The organism is Acidobacterium sp. FHG110202_01 (assembly GCF_059115305.1).
This window is the reverse complement of record NZ_JBZYWJ010000008.1, coordinates 137384-160408: the sequence shown is the minus strand read 5'-3', so window position 1 is coordinate 160408 and position 23025 is coordinate 137384. Positions and strand designations below refer to the sequence as shown.

Genomic DNA, 23025 nt, shown 5'->3' with positions numbered 1-23025 from the left:
ATCGCCACTGTAAAAGCGGGAAGCAGCTAAAAACAAATAAGTTCAAAAATGAGTTGACTCGGCGATGATGCGCTCGTTGAGACTGAACTTTAGTAAACAGAAGTGCGTTTATGAGGACTGTAGATGACCGGAAGTGTTAGGGTGATGGGCGTGAAACCGTATCCTAAGTATCTCGATTGGCTGCGCTATCTATCCGCCTGGATGTTGTATTTCTATGGCGTGAGCAAGCTTACTGGCCATCAACTCACCGTTCCCTCGTGGGTGGCACAGAAGCCGATAGGCTCGCTCGATGGTTATACGCTGACCTGGTACTACTTCGGCTACTCGCACACGTATAAATACATTCTCGGCTCTATTCAGGTTATTGGCGCTTCACTATTGCTGTTTCGCAAGACGGCCTTGCTTGCTGCTCTGATAATGACGCCGATGATGGTCAACATCATGCTCATAAACATCTTCTACTCAATTACATTTGGCGCGGAGCGCACAGCCTCCTTCATCCTCGGGTGCATGCTCTTGCTCTTATGGCATGAGCGTGATGCACTTTTCCAAATATTGTGGATCAGCCAATCGTCAGAGTTGAAATCCCAGCAAAAGCTTCATTGGACATTCCGAACGCTGATACTCCTTTTCGTGTTGGGGGAGATAATACTTGGCAGCACACTGCTGGCTCATTAGAACAGTCGCGTCCACCCCTCGAAGATTGCCGCTAAGGCGCTTGAAACGAAGAGATGCCGAGCAATACCGCAATCTTGCGATAGATCAAGCATTAACGAACAGGTATCAGTCCCCATAAATCGGCTTGTGTTTACTGATCATGAATTCAATTGTTACCAACAGGCCAACGCGCTTATTCAGCCTCAACACAGCTCTTACACTGAACTTGATATGAGTGCGCCCCTGCAACCAAGGCTCTTCATCATCTGCGGATTACCCGGTTGCGGCAAAACAACCCGCGCCAGGCAGCTAGAAGATAGGTTCCGCGCCATCCGTTTTTCGCCAGACGACTGGCTCACCGACCTTGCGCTCGATATTTATGACGAAGCAATGCGCGAGAAAATCGAAGCTCTGCAATGGAAGCTTGCCCAGGCTCTTCTCGATCGCGGTCTTTCCGTAATCATTGAATGGGGCACATGGGGACGGTCTGAGCGCGACACACTTCGCCTCACAGCAAAAAATCTCGGAGCAGCCGTAGAACTGCATTACCTCTCCGCTCCCATTGACGTTCTATACGAGAGAATCCAGCAAAGGAACAGGGAGTATCCGCCCATCGCACGCAGCGATCTCGAGCAGTGGGCCGAGCTCTTTGAAGAACCGACTCTGGAAGAACTGGCCCTCTTCGATCCCCCCGTAACTGATCTATAAATGTGCAGCCTGAAAGAGCTGTTCAGAATTCATCAATCACCACAACCCCTGTAGTGCCGTAGCTCGCCATCGCTTCGAGCACACCAGTCACGCCATCCAGGTTCACTTTCTCGCGCACCACCAGACCCGGTTTCAGAATCCCGGCCTCGCACATCGCCAGCATGGTGCTGTAACGCTGGCCCTGCATTCCAAATGCGCCGTACAGTTTCAGCTCATGCAACAGGATGACATCGATAGGCAGCGGCACATCACCCGCTTCCTTCCTCGTAGTGTGTCCAAGCTGGACATGCCGCCCAAGCTTGCGCAGTGAGAGCACCGAATTGCGGCATGTTTCCGCAATGCCAAGCGCATCGATGGAAACCTGCGCGCCTCCCCGTGTCAGCTCTCGTATCGCCTCAACCGGATCCTCCCTCCGGCTATCTATCGTATGCGCGGCGCCCAGCTCCCGCGCCGCTTGAAGTGCCTTCTCTGAAGTATCGACGGCGATGACATTTCCACCAACCGCTGCCGCGATCTGTACGGCGGAAAGCCCCATCCCTCCAACTCCATGAACTGCGACCCACTCTCCGCCGCGGACATTGGCCTTGTCTACGACTCCATGAAATGCAGCCATATAACGGCAGGCCATGCTGGCCGCATCCACAAACGGAATCGCGTCCGGCAGTCGCACAAGATTGACATCCGCAAAACGGACTGCGACATATTCTGCAAATGCTCCCCAGTAGGAGACCCCGGGCACAAGCTTTGCGCCTGAATCGCAAATGTGCTGGTTCCCGCTGCGGCACCATTCACACGTTCCTTCCCCTGGATTCATTGGGAAGATCACGCGATCACCCTTCTTCCATTGCCTCACCTCTGCTCCAACCTCTTCGATCGTGCCGCTGAACTCATGCCCCAATACAAACGGAGGCTTGATCGCGAGCCCTCTCCACTCCCAGTCACCGGTCCAGAGATGCCAGTCTGTGCGGCAGATACCGTTTGCGCCGACGCGGAGAATCACGCCATCAGGCGGGCATTCAGGATCCGCAACATTCATGACAACCAGAGGCTTCGCCAGTTCTTCCACAACCGCTGCCCGCATGCAGAATCTCCTATTCTTTGTCGATTGACAAAGAATAGGAGATTGCCTATCGTTCTGTCAATTGATACTCATGGATAGACCTATGGCAGGACGCCCCCGGGAATTCGACCGAAACACCGCGCTTGAGCGCGCTCGCGATCTCTTCTGGGAGCGAGGCTATGAAGGCGTCTCCATGTCTGATCTCGTGGAGCGGCTCGGACTCGCATCAGCTCGTCTTTATGCCGCTTTTGGCTCCAAGGAAGATTTGTTTCGCGAGGCAGTCGCGCTCTATGAGTCGCGCGAAGGCGGGTTCGCGGATCGTGCGTTGTCCGAGCCTGATATTCAGGAAGCAATCCGTCGGATGTTTCGCGATGGCATTGAGCTTTACACCCGCAAATCAGGGCCTCGCGGCTGCATGGTAGTTTCCGCCGCAACCAATTGCACCGCAGGCAATTCTCCAGTGATGGAGTGGCTCGCCGGCCATCGCCGCAGAAGGACCGCAGCGATTGCGAAGCGCTTGAAACAAGCCGTCCGCGAGGGAGACCTGTCCAGGAAGACGGATGCTCAATCATTGGGAGATTTATATGCGACGGCGCTCCACGGCATCTCCGTTCAGGCGCGTGACGGGGTCTCGCGCGAGCGTCTTATGGCAATGGTTGCTCCCTTGATCGCTCTTCTCCAGGTCCATCCTTAAACGTAGAACCGTGCAACGCACTCATCACTTCTCAAAAAGCTCCAAAGGAATTGCTTCCCCCATCGCCCGATACCCCGCTGGAGATGGATGCAGGTGGTCCCCGCAGTCGAACTCAGGCCGCAGCCGTTCAGGGTGCTCCGGATCGGCCACAATCCTGTCGAAATCCACCACCGCATCGAAATGCCCCGCAGCGCGAATCCACGCATTCACCTTCTGCCGGTCGTTTTCATTGGCCGCGTCCGGATGATAATAACCCGAGCCGCCAAAGGGCATGATCGTTCCACCAATGGCCTTGATGCCATGCGCATGCGCGCGCCAGATCATCTGCTGGTAAGCTCCGGTCATGCGCCGCACCAGATCTTCGTGCTGCTCTTCTGTGGCCGCGCCGGTGCGCGTCAATGTCCCGAGATCATTGATCCCCTCAAGCACAATGACGTAGCGAACACCCGTCTGCGCTACAACATCGCGATCAAATCGCGCCAGTGCATTCGGCCCCAGCCCATCGAGCAACAACCGGTTTCCGCCAATGCCGTGATTGAGCACAGCCACATGATTGGTCGCCGCAGAGTGCTGCAGCTGTGCAGCCAGTACATCCGGCCAGCGGTCATTGCCGTTCGTCGTCGCGCCGTGGCCGTCCGTAATCGAATCTCCGAGCGTCACCACCGACCGCGCATCCGCCGCAGCCGATACATCTACTCCGGAAAGAAAATACCAGTGATCGATCGACTGCGCCGCCGGCATTTCAGCGGCAGAAGCCGCCACGCCCGCAGCCAGATAGGAAGTCGAGCGCGACCCCGGATGGCCCGTCTCCTGTCCCGGCGCTGCTTCGATCTGCATCGTGATCGCCAGGTCTGATAATGCCGTCACCGGATAGTCCAGCGGATCGGAAACATACTCCGCGCCCATCGGGATCAGCACATCCTCGCGCTCATTGAACTTCACCGCCCGGTCAGAAGCAGGATCGATGCGATTCGCCGCCGGCGAAAGCGGCCGCGCCACGTGCACCGCCGTCAAGTGCAGCGGAGCCGTACCAAAACTATTGGACACGCGCACCCGGATCATCTGGCCACCAACCGTGAGGTGCACAATCTGGCGCAGTATCGCATGGTTCAGTCTCTCCATCGGCACTGCATTGTTCGGTTCCGGAACCTGCTGCGAAGCCGCCCACGATCCGACCCATGCAACCGAAACCTGCGCATACGCGGTAACTGTAGCAACGAAAAATATCAGGAAAGCGAAACAGTCTCTGGCCCTCGCGAATGTCATGGTCACGCTCCTCATGCGCCTCTTCAAGCCTAATTTTTACCATTTAATACGTGCCACAAACTAAATAAAAAAGATAATCGAGCTCTTTGGAGCCGCACAACCCGGCATCGCCTTGCGCAACACCCGTCTCCTTGACGAAATAGGAGAACGAAGCGTACTCTCCTATTCCAAATAGGAGAGCGCACGATGCCAAAGCGAATTGATCTTCCGCAGGGCGCGCTGGAAATGCTTATCTTAAAAGCGGTATCCCTCGGCCCGCTGCATGGATACGGCATCCTGCTCCGCATCCAGCAGATTTCCGGTGAGCGCCTTGAGATTCTGCAAGGCTCGTTCTACACCGCCATCTATCGTCTCGAGCGCAATGGATGGATCCAGGGCGAGTGGGGAGAATCGGAGAACAACCGAAGAGCCAAGTTTTATAGCCTCACGGCGTCCGGCAGACGCCAGCTCAAAGAAGAAACAGCAAAGTGGTCAGACATGGCAAGTGTTGTCGCCGGCATTCTGAAGACAAAAGCGGAGGAGCTATGAGCCTCTTCGCCGCGCTCCGCTGCTGGTGGAAAGCGATTCTCAATCGCTCCCGCACGGACCATGACGTCAAAGAAGAATTCCAGTTTTATATCGACTCCTACGCCGCCGATCTCATCCGGCAAGGTATGGAACCAGCCGAAGCGCAGCGCCAGGCGCGCATCGCTCTCGGTCGCGCAGAAACACAGAACGAAAAGTACCGGGCGGCCATCGGCCTGCGCGCCTTCGACGAACTCGGCACTGACATCCGCTATGGACTGCGCTCGTTATTCAAAAACCTCGGATACGCAAGCGTCGCCATTCTTTCGCTCGCCTTAGGTATCGGCGCCACTACGGCAATGTTCAGCCTGATCTACGCAGTCCTCATCCACCCCTTCCCTTACGCAGATTCCGACCGGATCATGAATCCGGTCCTCATCAACGAGGAGCGCCCACAGGAAGTGCGATGGTTTGCCACAATCGCTTCGCAGTTCCAGGTCTTGCGACATGCGAAATCAATTGAGGATCTATTGGGATTTGCCTCAGCAAACACCGAGCTTACAGGGAGCAATTTTTCGGAAGATGTGACAGCAGTTTATCTAACCGAGAATGCCGATACGTTTTTCGGAGTACCAGCATTGCTGGGACGCGGCATACAACCCTCTGACGCTCAAACTCGCCAGCCTGTTGCTGTTTTGAATTACCGCTTCTGGCAGCGCCATTTTCAGGGCGATCCTTCAGTGATTGGTCGAACGCTGCAGCTCGATCATGTGAATTACACGATCGCCGGCGTCATGCCGCGCAGGTTTACGTTCAACGATACGATCTCGATCGGAGATGTATATCTGCCAAGAAACCTGCTTCACGATACCGTAAACCCTCCAACCATGTGGCCATTTATTCCTTGGATCAAGCTCAAGCCCGGCGTCAGTCCAGCTGAAGCGAACGCCGAGTTGGAAGCCATCGTCCGGCAGTTTGCGAAAGAGCTTCCGCAACGATATCCCAGGAAATTTCATATGCAGTTGCAGCCAATCATTGCTCCCTACAGCCAGAACACAGGCAGAATGCTTGCCCTGCTTCTGATCAGTGTCGCGCTGCTGCTCGCGATCGGCTGTGCTAACTGTTCCATCCTCATGCTCGCCCGGGGTTCCGTGCGGCAGCATGAATTGGCTTTGCGGCAAGCAATAGGGGCAAGCCGCTGGAGAATCATTCGCCAGCTTCTGATCGAGTCGTTAGTGATCGCTTTTTCTGGAGCAGTCTTCGGAGTAGCAGCCTCCTACTGGCTGGCCAGGCTGCCTGTGCAACTCGCACCTGATTCTTTTCCTCCTGAGTCTCTCGTGCGCATCAACCTGCCTGTTCTCGGCTTCTCACTGGCATTGGCAGTGGGCGCAGGTGTCCTCTTCGGTCTGTTCCCGGCGCTGAGACTATCCCGCACAAATATGTCCCAGATGATGCAATCGGGCCTGCGAAGAATCCCCGGAAGCAGAAAGAACAATAAATTCAATCCGCTCATTACAGGACAGATTGCACTTACTCTCCTTCTCATGACGGCAGCAGGCACAGCGACAGCGGGCTTTCTCCGCCTGACACGAGTTCCTCTTGGCTATGATCCGCAGCATGTAATGCAGATTGGCATCATGACACACTGGAAAGACGCCAGGACCTGGGCAGGAATTAAAGCGTGGCCGGACCGGGTTGCTTATTTTGAGCAGATTCGGCAGAAGATTGCTTCCGTTCCCGGTGTCATCTCAGTCGCAGCCGGAACCTTTTCCGCTCCGCCCGACAGTGGCGTCGAACAAAAATTTGAACTGGAAAGCAAAACTGCAAACAGCGAGTTGCTGGCCCGTCTACACCGGATCAGCCCCGAATATTTCTCAACCCTGAGAATTCCGCTTCTTGCCGGCCGGATATGGAACCAGACGGAGAACACACGCGGCGATTCCGTCGCCATCGTCAACGAGAGCTTCGCTCGCCGTTATCTGGCAGAAGGCAACGCAATAGGCCAGCAGGTTCGGATGCCTGACCTGAAAGCCCTGACACCCCTGGTGGCAGCATCGTCCAACAGCGCAGGCTGGCGGCAGATCATCGGCATCGTGGGCGATGCGCGGAACGATGGAATCGACCGCCCGGTACTTCCGGCAATTTACGTGCCGTACACAACTATGATGGAGCCCTTCGCGCAGTTCGACATACGCACTCAGGGCGAGCCACTCGCATACCTGCATTCCATCAGGCAAGCCGTGCAATCCGTCTCCTCCGACCAGCAGGTCTCCAATGGAACCTACGATCTGAAAGACGCCATCGAGCGTGACTCGCAATGGACGCGCCAGCGTCTCTTTTCCGTTCTCTTCGGATGTTTTTCTGCGTTGGCGCTGCTGCTCGCTCTTGCGGGATTGTTCAGCGTTGTCTCTTACAGCGTGGCGCAAAAGACCGCTGAATTCGGCGTCCGCATGGCCCTGGGAGCATCCCGCAGCCATATCTTATGGATTGCCACACAGGTTGCAGTCCGAAGCGTCATGGTTGGCATTGCCGACGGGCTGACCATCGACCTGCTCACCCACAAACTGTTAACACGCTGGATGAACAACAGCGATCTCGGCTCTCATGCTCTCGCGCTCGCGGCTTTGCTGCTTGCCGCCTGTTCGATCATCGCCTGTCTACTGCCTGCGAGGCGCGCCGCTTCGATTCATCCAGTGGAAGCACTAAGATATGAATAGCCCGGAAATTACTTAAGCCCGTTACATCCGCAGCCGCAGCGCAAACTGCGCCACACGTGGATCGGTAATCGTGCTGGAAATGCTGCCGAAAGCCGCGGCGCCAAAGCTTCCATTCGGCTGCCCGAAAGCCGGCGTGTTCGTCACATCGAACAACTCGCCGCGAAACTCCAGATCAGTCTCTTTGGCGAAAGTCCAGTGCTTCGCCAGCGCCAGGTCAAGATCGCGATAAGCCGGCCCACGCACCGGGTTGCGCGATGCATTGCCGATCGTGAACTGCGGCGCCGGCGCAAAGGCAGCGGTGTTAAAGAACTTCGCCGGAGTTCTCTCGCCTGCATCAAGCGAAGTCTTGCCCGTTACGTTCGGCCGCTGCAGCACGAACCCGGCAAACGAGTTGAGATTGGTCGCCTGCGTCACCGTCACCGGCATGCCTGACTGCAGAGACAGAATCGCATTCAGCGCCCATCCTCCCAGCGCGGCATTCGCCCATCCCTTCGAGGCAAACGCATGGCCTCGTCCCGCAGGCAGCTCATAAATGCCGCTGGCCGTCAGCACATTCGGCATATCACCGCTCGATGAATCACGCTCCAGCCATGGACGAAACGTATCAGCCGCAACCAGGCTGCTCGAATTCGGCGCCGACAGCACAGTCGAAGAAAACACCGAAGAAGCATCATCAATCAGCTTGGAGTGCGTGTAGCTGAACAGCAGGTAGATGCCATGATGAAAGCGCTGCTCCACCTTAGCCTCAATCGCGTTGTAATTGGTTGTGCCGCTGTTGTTGCGATAGATGGCCACATTCTGGAACCGTGGATAAGGTTTCAGCAGTTGCGCCGCTGTTGTCGTCTTGCCTCCAATCGGGCTCGAAACCGGCAGCTCACCATAGTAGGGATTGGGCACGCTCTTCGTCAGCGCAGCGCCCTCGCTCAGCTGTTCGGTAGTGAGCTGGTTGAGATTGGAATCCGGAATGCCGACATGCACAACATGCGAGCCTACATAGGCAACCTCAAAGCTCAGATCATTGGTCACCGCGCGCTGCACCGCAAGGTTCCACTGCTCGACATAGCCCGAGCCCGCTTTGCGATTCACGGTATACACGCTCTGGCCCAATCCCGCATCCGGCGTCAGCGGAATCGGCGCCACCGTGGGCCCATTCGAAAGCGCGAATGCGGCATTTACATTGTCGAGCGTGCGCTGCTGCACATTCTGGATGAAAGGAAACTGCGGCGTCGTAAACGGAGTCGTGATACCCGACTGGTCAATAAACACAATCCCGAAGCCGGAGCGCACCACCGTCTTCGGATTCACGGAATAAGCAAGACCGATGCGCGGAGCAAAGTTGCCGTAGTGCAGTTCGCGCGCGCTGCGCGAAAAGCCGTCGACGCCCAGATAATCCAGCTGCTGCGTCACCAGATTGAACACCGCTCCCTGGTTATTCTTTTCCGTCGAAGGCTCATGCAGCGTATAGCGCACGCCCAGGTTCAGCGTCAGGTTCGGCAGCGCCTTCCAGTCGTCCTGCACAAAGTACTCATGGATAAAATCGCGCGGGCGAATCTTGCTCTGCTGCAGGTCAATCTGGAATGTATCCACCTGTCCCAGCAGGAAGCTCGCCAGAGCATTGCCGCTGCTCGATACACCCTGCTGGTTCGTGCCTGTCACAGAAAAAGCAAAGGAGCCGGTCGGGTTCGGCGGTGAAACCGTATTGAGCTGATACCAGCGAAAGTCAATGCCCACCTTAATGGCATGAGCGCCCTTCTCCCACAGCAGCGTGTCGCCCAATTCCCACACGCCTGTCTGGTATTGCGAGAACGTTCCTGCCGAAGGTCCCAGCTGCTGGAACCCTGCAATCGTAAAGAGCGGCAGCGCATTATTGAAAGCGGCATTCGTCGGAATGCCTGGAATCCCCAGCGCATCCGATGCAGTCGAGCCCAGCGTTGTGCCGGCAATATTGTTGCTGCGCCGCGTGTAGCCAAGCCGCGCATCGTTCACTACTGACGGGGAGAACGTATGCGTCTCATGGAACACAGCCTGCTGCCCCAGAACATTCGACAGCCCCACCACATTGCCCGTCCCGATCACCGAACCGCTGATCGCACCGCTTCCATCCGGCAGCGGCGTCACCGGATTCTCCACCTCGTGATAGTAGGTGTACCGGCCAAAGGCGCGGTCGCGCTCGTGATACGCTCCGTCTACGCGAACATCAAACTGGTTCTGGTGGTCGTCATCATTCGCCGTGCGGACATAATTGTTAGCCGCACCGGAGCTCGTCGGCGTAGGAAAGCGCGCGAGCAGCGCCGCAGCCACCGGATCAAGCGGCTTGTTGATCACATCGTTCGGGAACTCCTGCCGCACCGTCTGCCCACTCACCACCGTCGATGTCGACGGATCGTAGATGTGCGACACGCCGGTAAAAATACCCTGCCGTTCGGCAAGCGTCGGAATCGTCGAAGTGCGCGTGACGCCGATGCGTTGCTTGATCCCCTGATAGTCCCCGAAGAAGAACAGCCGGTCATGCACGATCGGCCCGCTGATCGTGCCGCCATAAAGATTGCGTCGGTACTCCGGCTTTGGGCCGGTACGCGCAAAGTAGCTCCTGGCATTCAGGTCTTCGTTGCGCAGAAACTCAAACAGGCTGCCATGAAAATTATTCGAGCCCGAACGAGTGGCCACATTCACCACGCCGCCGTTGAAGCGTCCAAACTCAGCGGGCACATTGTTTGCTTCAATCGTGAACTCCTGAATGCCATCAATAATGGGAAAGAACGCAACCTGCCCCGGCTCCGGCTGCAATGCTGAAATGCCATCGAAGAGATATTCATTGGTTCGCGGACGTCCGCCATTGATGCGCGGCAGCTGCGTTCCCTGCGGCAGCTCCACACCCGGAGCCAGCTGCGCCAGCTGAATAAAGTTGCGCGCGTTGAGCGGCAGGGCCAGCACGGCCGTTCCCGGAACAGTCGTCTGAATATTGCTCGTCTGCGTCTGGAGCAGCAGCGCATCCTCAGTCACAGTCACTGTCTCATGCACGCTGCCCGCTGAGAGCGCCAGATCAAGCCCCACCGTCTGACCCACGCGCACTACGATCCCTGAGCGTTCCAGCCGCTGAAAACCGGAAGCTTCGACGCTGACGGAATAAGTCCCGGACACTAGGTTCGGAAAAACATATTCTCCTTCCGAGCTGGAAGTAGTCGACTGCATTACCTGGGTCGCCGTCTGCGTAAGATCCACGTGGGCAGAAACCACCGCATTCCCCGAGGGATCGGTGACGCGGCCTTTCAGCTCGCCAGCAATCTGCGCCTGAACAGATAGGGATGCAAAAACAAGAAAAATACCGCCCAGAAAACAGCGTAAAGACCAGGACACAGCAATCTCCTCGGATAGCGGAAGTCAAAAGAATTACCTATCCAAGCTACACCATGTTTCGTATTGATTTATGGATGTATATCGAATTTATTTGAACTAAATCATATATATATATCGATCACAGGATCTCACCACACATACCGTATACTCGTAACCAGCAAAGGCAGCCACCAGGTAAGGATTCCCCCTCCCGCTCGGTTCCGCAGCAATTGTTCAAGTCCAACACAAGCAGTTCACAGGAAACATATGTTTCATGCACGTTGCGGGACGCGTGTCCCCGTTTTGTGCCTGTCCGCGCTCATTGCGGTCGGGCTGTTTGCTTTCTCTACCTCAGTCCCGGCCCAGACTCCATCAGAGGCTGTCGTCGCCAACCGCATTACGCAGCCCATCAATCCTGATGCACGCATCACACTTCAGCACAACATACATCCGCTGGCACTGCCGCGCTTCGATCGGGGAGCCGCACCGGAGTCCATGTCCACAGGGCGGATCATGCTGCTACTCAAGCGCAGCGATGCGCAGGAGTCAGCACTCAGGCAGTTTCTCAGCGATGTGCAGAACCCGGCTTCGCCTAGCTACCGCAAATGGCTTACTCCGGCACAGTTCGGCAAGTCGTATGGCATCAGTGATGCGGACCTGACTGCCGTCACCGCCTGGCTGCAGTCGCAGGGCTTTACCGTGGACAAGCTGCCGCAGGCGCGCAACGCCGTCATCTTTTCCGGAAACGTCGCTCAGACTCAGCAGGCCTTCCACACCGCCATTCACAGCTACTTCGTCAACGGCGAAACACATTACGCCAATGCAACCGATCCGCAGATTCCCGCCGCGCTCGCCCCGGTCATCGGCGGCATTGCGTCATTGCATGATTTCCGCCCCCATCCATACGCAACGGTAAAGGCCACAGCCCACTTCGACTCCGAAACCCACACCATCAAACCCGATCTCACCCTCCAGGACCAGCAGGGGAATAATTATCTCTTCGTAAATCCAGCGGACGCAGCGACCATCTATGACACGCCTGTTCCGGTACTGAATCCCAGATACACTGGAACGACTTATGATGGAAGCGGGATAAACATAGGTATCGCTGGTGTCAGCAATCTTGGCTGTGAATCCTGCAACTCATCGGATGTTGACAACTACCGTAGCGCCTTCCTGCCTTCGCTCTATGCCATTTACTCACCGACCATCATTGTTGACGGCAATGATCCAGGCATGGTTCCTGGCGGTGCTGCAATTGAAGGTCTGCTGGACAATGAAGTGGCCGGAGGCGTTGCTCCTGGTGCAAAGATCTACTTTTATATTTCCGCTGATACCGATATCCAGTCCGGACTCTTTCTCGCCATCTATCGCGCCCTCGACGACAACGCAGTCAGCATTCTGAATGTCAGTTTCGGCCAGTGTGAAGCCTTTCTTGGCACCAGCGGCAACTTACAAGTATTGAACGCCTGGGAACAGGCAGCGGCACAGGGCATCAGCGTCACAGTTTCGACGGGCGACAGCGGCTCCGCAGCCTGCGATGATCAGAACACTGAGAAGACTGCGCAAAACGGCCTCGCTGTGAATGGCCTTGCATCCACGCCTTATAACATCGCAGTCGGCGGCACAGACTACAACATTCTCAGCAGCCAATTCAGCACCTATGTAAACGCAACCAATAGCTCGTCCAACTACTACCGGACCGCTCTCAATTACATCCCGGAGAGTCCATGGAACGATTCCACCACTGCCAACGGTAGCGGCTACACATCAAATAGCCCGGATAAAGACAGCAAAGCAAATACCAATATCGTTGGCGGAGGTGGCGGCATAAGCAGTTGCACGCAGTCGACAATTTCCGGAAATACGGTAACCTGCACAGCAGGCTATTCGCAACCATCATTCCAGCGCGGAATTGTCCCCAATTCTATTTTTTCCAGTGCTTTTGTCACTCGTGCTGTTCCCGATGTTTCCTTCCTTGCTGCCAACGGCAAATATAAGGCGCTATGGGTCATCTGCGCGGACGGCTATCTTAATGGATCTGGCCCGCAGGGAACAGCAGGGGCAGACTGTCAGAACGGAAATGGGCAATTCACCAGCGACGCCACCTTCACAGGCGTCGGAGGAACCTCAGCGGCAGCTCCCGCCTTCGCCGGTATGCTCGCACTCATATCTCAATCCCAGGGCGGCGCTCGTCTCGGACAGGCAGACTATGTCCTGTATAATCTTGCGGCACAATCATCGCTTTATGGAACTGTCTTCCACGATATCGCAGCCGGCAACAACTCAGTCTATTGCGCCTCCGGCTCAAACGACTGCGGGCCCAATAGCTTCGTAACGGGATACAATGCTGCCGCAGGTTACGACGCGGCCACTGGCCTCGGGAGCTTGGATGTGGCTCAGCTGGCAGCTAACTGGGGAAATGCCAAATTCACGTCGAGCAGCACAACCTTGCAAATGGGCGCAAGCTCTACCGGGTTGAGCACTTCGCCGAGTGTGAATGTACAGCATGGTACGCCTCTATATTTCAGCGTCAGTGTGAATCCAGCACAGGCAACAGGCGACGTCGTTATTGCGCCTGCTGGCACTACGCTGACATTGTCAAACGGAAGCGCAACAGGCTCATCCAGCGCACTTCGGGGCGGCAATTATGCAGTGATTGCGCGTTACGGTGGGAACAGTACTTACGCTGGCAGCACATCGAACAACATCGATGTAACCATATCTCCTGAACCCAGCGCGACTCTTCTCAACGTCTACATCTACGATCCTTCTACTGGCCGCTCTTATACGGGTTCTGCCGACAGCATTCCTTTCGGTCAGTTCAACTTCGCAGATGCCCAGCCTGTTTGCGGCAGTTGCATCTCCCCAGGCGGTAAGATTACGCCCAACGGTGTCGCCACTGGCAGCATTTACTTTTACGAAAACGGCAATATGTTTTTCCACACTCTCATTGCGAGCAACGGCATAGCTACTCTCACCAACTATCAGAATCCTGGATTCAGTTTCGCTACAGGCAGCCACAGCATTACGGGTCAATACTCCGGAGACCAAAGTTTTGGCGCCAGCACGAGCAGCGCTATTTCGTTCACTGTCGTTCCAGCCAGCACCACGACCACAGCCACTTCGAGCGCTGCGAGCATTGCTTCGACCGCAAATGTAACCATTACGGTTGCAGTTGCAGCCAACAGTATAGGCACGCCTCCTTCCGGCACAATCCAGTTCTATAAAGGATCGGCCGCTCTCGGTAACGCCGTTCCTTTAACGCAGGCCTACAGCCCTACAACCGGCCTGGTGCAATCGACGGCAAGCATCTCAATCTCGGGAAGCCAGCTCGTTGCCGCCAACACCGCCAGGCTCGGGTATATAGGCTTCCCCGGGGAAATCTCCGGCGGAGCAGCCATGGCCTGTGTCTTCTTCTTTGCCATTCCGAACCGCCGCCGAAACTGGCGTGGTTTCCTGGCCCTTATCACTCTAGTCTTCGTCATCTCCACCATTACTGCATGCAGTGGCGGCGGCAATAGCAGTGGAGGAGGAACAACACGTACAGGGAGCACCAGCAGCACGGCCACCATCACCGCGAAATACAGCGGCGATACAAACTACACTGCGTCCACCTCAACAGCAATCACAATCACGGTAACGCGATAACCTGCACCAAGGGGTTGTCCTGAACGAAGCGCAGTGCGATGAAGGATCTGCTTCATCGCACCCTTCGCGCACTGCGATCACTTATGATGAACACATAGCCTTGTCAAAAAAACAGAAACAATTCCTTGGCATTGTGGCAGCCCTCATCATCATCGGCTGCCGGCCATCGCTCCCGCCTTCAAAACCGCTGAACCAGCTCACTCCGGAAGAAGCAGAAGGCCGGCGAGTGTTCGTGAACCGCTGCAGCCGCTGCCACAATGCCGACAGTGACACAGCCCTCAACGGGCCCGGACTCTTCGGCCTCTACCGCCGGAAGTATCTCCGCAACGGCATGCCGGCGAATGACGACCGCGTCACCGACATCATCGAGCATGGCCGCGGTATGATGCCTGCGATGGGCAATACCATGGACGAAGAGCAGCTCGCGGCCCTCATGGCCTACCTGCACACGTTATGACCAACGAAGTGAAAGGCCCGCTCCCGGGCATGGCCGTTATCTCGCTCTGGATGCTCATGCTCTGCGGCATCGGCCTCTACGGAGTCATCACGCACCATCTGCCCATGGCCGTCACCGTGCTGTGCGCCTTCTTCGCCGCGGCCGCCAGCGGTCTTCTCCAGCAGCGCCGCTGGGGATGGGCGCTCGCTCTCGCCGCAGCATTTCTCTCCATGTGCTATGGAGCGTACATGCTCGTGCGCTTCCACCAGGCGCCGCTGATCGTGATGATCGCCGTCAATCTGATCTTCTTCCTCTACCTCGTGCGGCCCGAGGTGATCGAGCGCCTTCGTTAATCGCCGTTTACAATAGAAGGTTATGGCCACAGCCCCGGAACTCATACAGATTGACCTCGCTCCGCGCAAGCCCGCTCCCAAGCCGGAGTGGCTGAAGGCCCGCGCCCCCGTAGGCGACAACTACCACGACCTCAAGAAGCTCGCGCGCAGCCTCAATCTGCATACCGTCTGCGAATCCGCACACTGCCCCAACATCGGCGAGTGCTGGAACCATCGCACAGCCACCTTCATGATGCTGGGCAACACCTGCACGCGCCGCTGCGGCTTCTGCGCCGTTCCCAAGGGCCGCCCCGATGCCATTGATTTTGACGAGCCGCGCCGTGTCGCTGAAGCTGTGGCTGAGCTTGGACTGAAATTCGCCGTCATCACCAGCGTCAATCGCGACGACGATATTCTTGGAGGCGCGCGCGCCTTCGCCATGGTCATCAAAGAAATTCGCAGGCAGGCTCCGGGCTGCCAGGTCGAAGTCCTGATCCCTGATTTTCAAGGCAACGAGGAAGCCATTCGCATTGTGGTCGAAGCGCATCCCGAGATCCTCAATCACAACACGGAATCAGTCCCGCGCCTCTACCGCGCCGTGCGTTCCGGAGCGCGCTACGAGCGCACACTGCGCCTGCTCGAATACTCGAAGGAAATCGATTCGACCGTCACCACCAAGTCCGGCGTCATGGTCGGCCTCGGCGAAGAGATGGATGAGTTGCTCCAGGTCTACCGCGATCTCGCCGCTGTAGGAACCGACGTGCTCACCATCGGCCAGTATCTGCGCCCATCGAAAGACCATCTGCCTATGGCGCGCTACTACACGCCCGACGAGTTCTCCTTCATGAAACAGGAAGCGCTGAAGATGGGCTTCCACCACGTTGAATCAGGTCCGCTTGTCCGCTCCTCGTACCATGCCCACGAACAGGCAAACTCCTCCGGCGTCGTCTGCCAATAAATATCGCTAATTGCAAAAGCCCCCGCTTCTGAACAATGCAGAATTGCAGCCGGCAATACTGTGTCGGTTATGGGTGGGCTCTTCCGGCATCTATGAATAAATTGGGTCACTCGCAATAGTTACCTTACATAGTTACCTTTTCCAAGTTAGCTGGCTAGTTATCGCAGTTACCATGAATTACCTTCGCGAAAGTTACCATCAAAAAACTGTGGAAAACCTTGAATATCAGGGGTTCTGGGATAACTTAATTTCTATTTCCGGGTATCTTACTTACAAGAACTGTTACACGGTAAGTTACAGTTCACTCTCGTCAGCAACTAAAGACCTGCAATCCCAGGACATCTGAAACAACTGCGTTGTGCGCGTTGTGCAGGAGGAATCTGTACGCGGTCCGAGAGATTCCAGTTAAGGTGGCCCATGAATTTCCCTCGAGTATTTGCTCGAATCCTTCCCCTGTCTCTGTTGTTAGCTGTTTCGGCCGGTGCGTTCGCGCAGGTCCCAGGCAAGATGCTCGCTTTATATAGTCAAGCCTCGACAGATCCTGCCGATGCAGTGTGCCCGCGTTTTCCTGCAGGATCGCAGGTCACTGATCCGCCGGAGTTAACCAGCCAGAATGGAATTCTGGAAGTTACCTTCAAGTTTCAGACTGCAGTGGATGCTCATGGATTGACGCGCTACTGCTACATCACAGATATGGGATCGCAGGCTCCCACGCTGCATGTTAGCCCCGGAGATAAGCTGGTCATTCATTTTCAAAATGATCTTCCATCATCACAGACGGCTGGCATACAGGTTTCAGACAATGCATGCAGCGCTCAGTCAATCGACGCCAGCTCAACGAATCTGCATTTTCCTGGGCTGAATATTGCCCCCGTGTGCCATCAGGATGAAGCGCTTCATACAGCTGTCTCGTCGCAGCAGTCATTCGATTACACTGTGCAGATTCCAGCCGATGAGCCGCCGGGACTTTATTGGTATCATCCGCAATTCAGTGAAGACCAGGTTCTTGGCGGAGCTTCCGGCGCGATCATTGTCGACGGCATTCAGAACTTCAACTCAAGCCTTGCCGGACTGCCTGAAAGAGTTTTCGTGCTGCGCGACCAGAAGGCTGCATCCTCAACAGCAACATCTGGGACTACGAGTCTGCAAACTGACTTATCGCTGAATTATGTTCCGGTTACTTATGCGGCGAATACTCCAGCGGTGATTCAGACAGCGCCATCAGAGCAGGAGTTCTGGCGCGTCCTCAATGCTTCTGCTGATACGCTTCTTGACCTGCAGGTCACCATCAACAATGTGGCGCAGCCATTCAAGGTTGTTGCGATTGATGGCGTGCCTTTGAAGAACAGCGATGGAAGTCCAACTTCCGAGACGCAGACCGACTATGTATTGCCGCCGGGCGCGCGTGTGGAGTTTGTTCTTACAACACCGGCCAGCAGTCAACAGGCGCAGCTCGTCACTAAGCCATGGAACAATGGCGCAAGTGGAGATTCTGATCCAGGCAGAATAATCGCCAGTATCCAGCCAACCTCTGCGGGTACGAGCGCTGAAACCTCGCTTGCAAAGCAACTGCCTGCAGCTGCAGCTCAGCAGGCAGTCACACGCTTTGCCGGGCTCAACAGCACATCCTCTACAACTCAGCGCAAACTCTATTTCTCGCAGAATGCGGACGCTTCGCAGGATTACCTGACAGTGGACGGCCAGACGCCTGCAGCTTTCGACAGGAGCGCGCCTCCCAGCATCACTGTTCCCGGCGGAACCGTGGAGCAGTGGACCATTGAAAACCGTTCGGAAGCGGATCATGCATTCCACATTGATCAGACCCACTTTCAGGTGCTCGCCATCGATGGACGGCCGGTCAATGACTCAAGCATGCGAGACACCGTGAATGTGCCGCACTGGAGCGGCAATACTTCTGATCCTTATCCCAGCGTGAAGCTTCTTATGGACTTCCGCGATCCTAATATCGCCGGGACATTTCTATATCAGGACGAGACCCTGTCTCATGCTGATCGCGGAATGATGGGAGCTGTTCAGGTTCAGGCTCAGGCAGCCACTCCTACAACCACGAAACTGACTGCATCTCCTGCGAATGCTGTGCTGGGACAGACAGTGACCTTCACCGCTACAGTCACTGGTTATTACCCAACAGTTGATCCGGAGACAGTAACCTTTCTTGATGGAACCACTGTAGTAGGCACGGCAACCATGGATAAGTCTGGTGTTGCCGTCTTCAAGACAAAAACACTGACACTTGGCACTCACTGGATCCATGCTTCCTATCCAGGAGATAAGTGGTTTGAGAGTTCCAATTCTTTCGCGGTTGAGGTCCAGGTTACACCGGCAACTACAACTACAACATTAACCGTCTCAGATGATCACCCTGTGCTGGGGCAGACCATAGCCTTCACTGCCACTGTCACCGGCTTCAATTCCGCTGTGCCGAGTGAAACTGTAACCTTCCTCGATGGAACAAGAGTAGTAGGCACAGCCACAACAAACAGTTCTGGCGTTGCGGTCTTCAAGACTAAGTCATTCAAACTCGGCACATACTGGATCCATGCTTCTTATCCGGGAAATACCTGGTTCGCAGCATCTACTTCTTATGCCATTAAGATCACCGTTTCGCCGGCGACGACTACGACTACGCTGACTACCTCCGCGACTAACATTGCGCCAGGCCAGCCAGTAACCTTCACGGCGTCTGTCATAGGTTTCAATTCCAGTGTCGATCCCGAGCCCATGACTTTCTACGATGGAGGGAAAGCTTTAGGCACTGCAACTTTGAGCGCGCCTGCTGCTGACCGGACCAGAACAGCTACCTACACAACAACAGCCCTTGCAGCAGGAACTCACTCGATCACTGCTTCCTACCCAGGAAATACATGGTTTGCAGGTTCTACTTCATCCGCAGTTACGGTTACCGTTGGCGGAGCAGCTGCAGCAACCGGATTCACTTTGACTGTGAACCCTGCAACTTTGACCGTTGTTCAGGGACAGTCTGCAACAGCAGACCTGACCGTGACACCTCAGGACGGATTTAATGCTCCGGTGTCATTCAGTTGTGAAGGACTGCCCGAGGGCGCGCAGTGCAATTTCAGCCCGTCCACGGTAACGCCTGATGGAACGAATGCAGTCAGCGGCAAACTTACAATCACTACATCTCAATCGACCGCGCTGCTTCATCCACGGTCATTGCCGCGCACCTTCTATGCCTTCTTATTGCCCGGGTTAGGCCTGCTGCTTGGCTTTGCCGGACGCAGTAAAAAACTCTACACAAATGGCCGGCTGCTTTGCATTCTTTTCGCACTGCTTGCCATAACTTCATGCCTGACTGCTTGCGGAGTTACTGTGAATCCCAATCCTCCGGGAATCAGCAGCAACGTTACAGTCACAGCTTCAGCGTCTTCCGGCACAACCCAGTTGAGTCATTCAGCGAATGTGACACTGACGGTCAAGCGCTAGGCGAGAACTTAAAATTCGACGCAGGCATTTCCCTGCCGTCACCCATGGCATTGTTTGTACAGGGCACAAACAATGCCATCTTTTTTGTGGGGGATATAGGAGCTTCCACTCACAGCTCAAGAGGCTTCCGACCATGACTCCAGAAAAGCAATCAGCTCTTCCGGAGGGCGAATCCATGCACTGGCAGCTGTCTCCCGGTATTCCGATCGCACCAGGATAGCCAGGCCCCGTCCGCGTAGAGCACGGAAACCGTCCTCGTCTGTGAGGTCGTCTCCGAGAAAAGCAACGGATGCGGTTGAATCTGCGCTCGCCAGGATGGCGCTGACAGCATCGCCTTTATCGGGACGGGCAGCACGAATCTCAACGCCGCCTTCAAAGGACAGAAGTTTGATTGCCGGTACTTCGTTGAATCTGCTCCAGTCCTTCTCGACACGGGTGCGAATGTCTGTAATTTCCTTTGCGCCCAGACCGCGCCAGTGGACAGCAACGCCTCCCGGCTTGATTTCAGCAATCGAAAGCAATCCCGATTGACGCAGCCAGTCTTCGGCTTGTTCAAGAATCGAGGAGGCCTCTGGATGGATCTCTGCGCGTCCGTATGCGCCGTCCGCCGAAATGTGCTCCATCCCATGCGCGCCCCATACTTCGAAATGCTTCAAGGGATGGAGCAGCTTCTGTATTTCACTGATCGGGCGTCCGGATACGATGGAGACCTTCGTTCCGCCTTTTTGAATGATCCGGTCCAGTAGCGGAATGATTCCCTGGTACGGGTAAGCTTTGTGGCGGTCCGTTTGGAACGGCGCCAGTGTGCCGTCGTAATCCAGGAGAAGTTGTGAAGTCGTCGTGCGATCCAGCCGGCGAAAAAAATCCGCGACTGCTGCATTTCGCTGGTTATCCTGCACGCCGGGCCTCGCCTGTAGTCGTCTTCACGACTTCGTCTCTGCTGAGGCGAAGATCACACAGTTCTCCGATCAGGCTGCCTGCCCACCAGTAAATGTTGTGCTCCTTGATGGATTGCCGCATGCGCTCCATGCGATCAGCCACTTCGCTCACATCCATCTCCAGCGCCTGTGCAATGGCGTCCCCCGTAGCCTCGGTATCGTAAGGGTTGACGATAATCGCATCACGCAAATCCCGGGCAGCGCCCGTAAACTGGCTCAGAATCAAAACGCCGCACCCATCTGAGCGGGAAGCGACATACTCCTTCGCTACGAGGTTCATTCCGTCATGCAGTGATGTCACCATGCAAAGGTGTGCCACGCGGTAATAGCGTCTCACCTCTTCATGACTGTGCTGGCGATTCAGAAGAACGATAGGCCGCCATTTGCCTTGTCTGAATCTTTCGTTGATGCGGTTCGCTTCGTGTTCCACTTCTTTTTGAAAATCCGCATACCGTGGAATCTGGCTGCGCGTGGGCGCCCCGATCTGAACAAAGGTAAATTTCCCCCGGTAGCGTGAATGCTTTTCAAGGAACGACTCTACTGCCTGGAACCGTTCAATGATGCCCTTGGTATAGTCCATTCGATCGACGCCGACACCCAGAAATGTTGTTTCGATTCCGAGTTCGGCAATCAGCGCGCTCCGCTCTTCTGCGCTGTTGCTTTCTGAAGGAGTCTCTTCCGTCATAAGAAAATCAACGCTGATGGGAAATGGCTGAACTGAGGACCAATGATTCTTCCGTCTGACCGAAAAATGCTCCCAGTCCACTCGCGCTTCGAGCACGCGATCCACGGTGCTGAGAAAATTGTTGCAGTGCGCCTGCACATGGAATCCGATTAAGTCTGCTCCCAGCAATCCATCCAATATTTCCTGCTGCCATGGGCAGATGCTGAATGCTTCAGGGTTCGGCCACGGAATATGCCAGAAGATGGCAACCCGTGCATGAGGTAGCCGGTCTTTCACCATCCGCGGCAGCAGCGCAAAGTGATAATCCTGAATCAGAACGACGGGAGATTTCTCTTTTCCTATTTCTTCCGCGATAGCATCGGCAAACCTTGCATTGATCTCGTTGTAGTATTCCCAGTCCGACGCCCGGAATATCGGCCGCGCATGAGCCATGTGGCACAGTGGCCACAGGCCTTCATTGGCAAAGCCGTAATAGTAGCCGTCTTCTTCTTTTTCGGTGAGCCAGAGGCGGCGCAGCGTGTATTTCGGATTGCTCGGAGGGACCTGCAGACGGTCATGGCTGTCTACCGTATCTCTGTCCGCATCTCCGCTGCCCTGTGCTATCCAGGTTCCGTTGCAGGCACAGAGAATCGGTTCAATCGCAGTAACGAGTCCGCTGGCCGGAACCGTCACTTTGACCTCGCCGCCCTGCCAGCTGTGAATATAGGGCTCGCGATTGGAAACTACAAAAAGGTTGCTTCCATTCAGCTTTGTGCGTACATGCTCAGCCAGTCGCTGCGCCGTCCAGAGCGACTGGTTCGTATTCCGGAGCCTGGCTTCTATCTCTGCGGCCGCACGCGCCTGGCGCATGCTTTCTGCAAGCGGAGCCACTTCCCGCGTTAACGGTTGCAGGAAATCGAGATCTTTGGCCGAAGGCGGCGTGACATGCCGGTCCATGCGCAGTGTTTTCATCCACTGCGCTGCTCGCGCGATTGGGCCAACGAGGCTCCAGCGCACAATCAACAACGTAATTCCGACAATGACCAGCACCTGGCCGGCGATATGTATGAATGCCTGGCCCCAGACGTGAAATATCTGAGCACGGATGTAGCCTGTATCGTAGACAACGATCATCCCGCCCGCAACACTGCGATTGACCGCATGCAGCGGTGCAGCGAGAACATACAATCGTCTGAAATGCACCCGCATGTAGACAGTTGCAGGACGGTCGTTCACTACTGCGTCTTTTAAGATTTGCGGTGTCGAGGGCGCTACATCACCAAGATTGCGTGTAACGACCAGCGGGAAGGATTCAGAATCGTATATGCCGATGCCGAGCAGATGGTCTCGATTGTTGAAACGCTCGACCATTGCGGCCAGCCCGGTCCTGTCTCCGTTCTGCAGGTAGGACTCAGCATTTACTGCAAGACTTTCTCCGAATGTCTCTGCTTTCCTTTCCAGATCAAGACGGAGTTCATCCTTTTCGGTCCGCACCTGGTACCAGGACGATACCAGGGACACCATCGTGACTCCGATAATCAAGGCTACAATCAACCGCAAACTCAGAATCCGCATTCACCCTCACCTGACTTATGTGCGATACAGTCGATCCGCAAAAAAAGTAATACGATAACCAATC

The 23025-nt window shown here is 55.6% G+C and carries 15 protein-coding genes; 10 read left to right on the top strand and 5 right to left on the bottom strand.

What is annotated here, in order from left to right; translation table 11 throughout:
* The first annotated feature begins 123 nt into the window (after nt 1-123).
* Complete coding sequence (locus tag AC5S16_RS17375; RefSeq protein WP_493931369.1) at nt 124-678, top strand: hypothetical protein; 555 nt, start codon at nt 124-126, stop codon at nt 676-678.
* Between the two features lie 210 nt (nt 679-888).
* On the top strand, nt 889-1365 hold the full coding sequence (locus tag AC5S16_RS17370) for a P-loop nucleotide/nucleoside kinase family protein (protein ID WP_493931368.1): 477 nt from the start codon (nt 889-891) through the stop codon (nt 1363-1365).
* A gap of 22 nt (nt 1366-1387) precedes the next feature.
* Here AC5S16_RS17370 and AC5S16_RS17365 read toward each other — a convergent pair whose 3' ends face one another.
* Nucleotides 1388-2446, bottom strand: coding sequence for a zinc-dependent alcohol dehydrogenase family protein (locus AC5S16_RS17365; RefSeq protein ID WP_493931367.1), 1059 nt, complete (start codon nt 2444-2446; stop codon nt 1388-1390).
* 82 nt (nt 2447-2528) lie between these two features.
* Between AC5S16_RS17365 and AC5S16_RS17360 the strand changes: the two genes are divergently transcribed.
* Nucleotides 2529-3119, top strand: a complete 591-nt coding sequence (locus tag AC5S16_RS17360; protein ID WP_493931366.1) for a TetR/AcrR family transcriptional regulator — start codon at nt 2529-2531, stop codon at nt 3117-3119.
* 24 nt (nt 3120-3143) lie between these two features.
* Here the strand turns inward: AC5S16_RS17360 and AC5S16_RS17355 are convergent, their stop codons facing one another.
* Nucleotides 3144-4385, bottom strand: coding sequence for an SGNH/GDSL hydrolase family protein (locus tag AC5S16_RS17355; RefSeq protein ID WP_493931365.1), 1242 nt, complete (start codon nt 4383-4385; stop codon nt 3144-3146).
* Nucleotides 4386-4571: 186 nt separating this feature from the next.
* Here AC5S16_RS17355 and AC5S16_RS17350 point away from each other — a divergent pair, with 186 nt between their 5' ends.
* Nucleotides 4572-4913: a PadR family transcriptional regulator gene (locus AC5S16_RS17350; protein ID WP_493931364.1), complete on the top strand. Its 342-nt coding sequence runs from the start codon at nt 4572-4574 to the stop codon at nt 4911-4913.
* Nucleotides 4910-7606 (top strand): ABC transporter permease, encoded by a 2697-nt coding sequence (locus tag AC5S16_RS17345; protein WP_493931363.1) that lies wholly within the window; start codon nt 4910-4912, stop codon nt 7604-7606. Before AC5S16_RS17350 ends, AC5S16_RS17345 begins: the two co-directional genes overlap by 4 nt.
* A 21-nt stretch (nt 7607-7627) precedes the next feature.
* Here AC5S16_RS17345 and AC5S16_RS17340 read toward each other — a convergent pair whose 3' ends face one another.
* Nucleotides 7628-10963, bottom strand: coding sequence for a TonB-dependent receptor (locus AC5S16_RS17340; RefSeq protein WP_493931362.1), 3336 nt, complete (start codon nt 10961-10963; stop codon nt 7628-7630).
* A 246-nt stretch (nt 10964-11209) separates the two neighbouring features.
* On the opposite strand from AC5S16_RS17340, the gene AC5S16_RS17335 reads away from it, so the two are divergent.
* The 5 genes from AC5S16_RS17335 to AC5S16_RS17315 all read left to right on the top strand — a co-directional run bounded on the left by AC5S16_RS17335 (nt 11210) and on the right by AC5S16_RS17315 (nt 19784).
* Nucleotides 11210-14593 carry a protease pro-enzyme activation domain-containing protein gene (locus tag AC5S16_RS17335; protein WP_493931361.1) on the top strand — a complete coding sequence of 1128 codons (3384 nt, stop codon included), beginning with the start codon at nt 11210-11212 and terminating at the stop codon, nt 14591-14593.
* 100 nt (nt 14594-14693) lie between these two features.
* A complete protein-coding gene (locus AC5S16_RS17330) occupies nt 14694-15050 on the top strand; it encodes a c-type cytochrome (RefSeq protein WP_493931360.1) in 357 nt (118 codons plus the stop codon).
* Entirely contained in the window at nt 15047-15382 is a 336-nt protein-coding gene (locus AC5S16_RS17325; protein WP_493931359.1) for a DUF2127 domain-containing protein, read from the top strand. The genes AC5S16_RS17330 and AC5S16_RS17325 overlap by 4 nt, the downstream gene beginning before the upstream one ends.
* Nucleotides 15383-15404: 22 nt before the next feature.
* The gene (gene lipA / locus AC5S16_RS17320) at nt 15405-16319 is read left to right on the top strand and encodes a lipoyl synthase (RefSeq protein ID WP_493931358.1); all 915 of its coding nucleotides are present in this window, start codon (nt 15405-15407) and stop codon (nt 16317-16319) included.
* A gap of 507 nt (nt 16320-16826) precedes the next feature.
* Nucleotides 16827-19784 carry an Ig-like domain repeat protein gene (locus AC5S16_RS17315; RefSeq protein WP_493931357.1) on the top strand — a complete coding sequence of 986 codons (2958 nt, stop codon included), beginning with the start codon at nt 16827-16829 and terminating at the stop codon, nt 19782-19784.
* Between the two features lie 116 nt (nt 19785-19900).
* Here the strand turns inward: AC5S16_RS17315 and otsB are convergent, their stop codons facing one another.
* On the bottom strand, nt 19901-20683 hold the full coding sequence (gene otsB, locus AC5S16_RS17310; protein WP_493931356.1) for a trehalose-phosphatase: 783 nt from the start codon (nt 20681-20683) through the stop codon (nt 19901-19903).
* A complete protein-coding gene (locus AC5S16_RS17305; RefSeq protein WP_493931355.1) occupies nt 20673-22961 on the bottom strand; it encodes an alpha,alpha-trehalose-phosphate synthase (UDP-forming) in 2289 nt (762 codons plus the stop codon). The genes otsB and AC5S16_RS17305 overlap by 11 nt, the downstream gene beginning before the upstream one ends.
* Between the last annotated feature and the right edge of the window lie 64 nt (nt 22962-23025).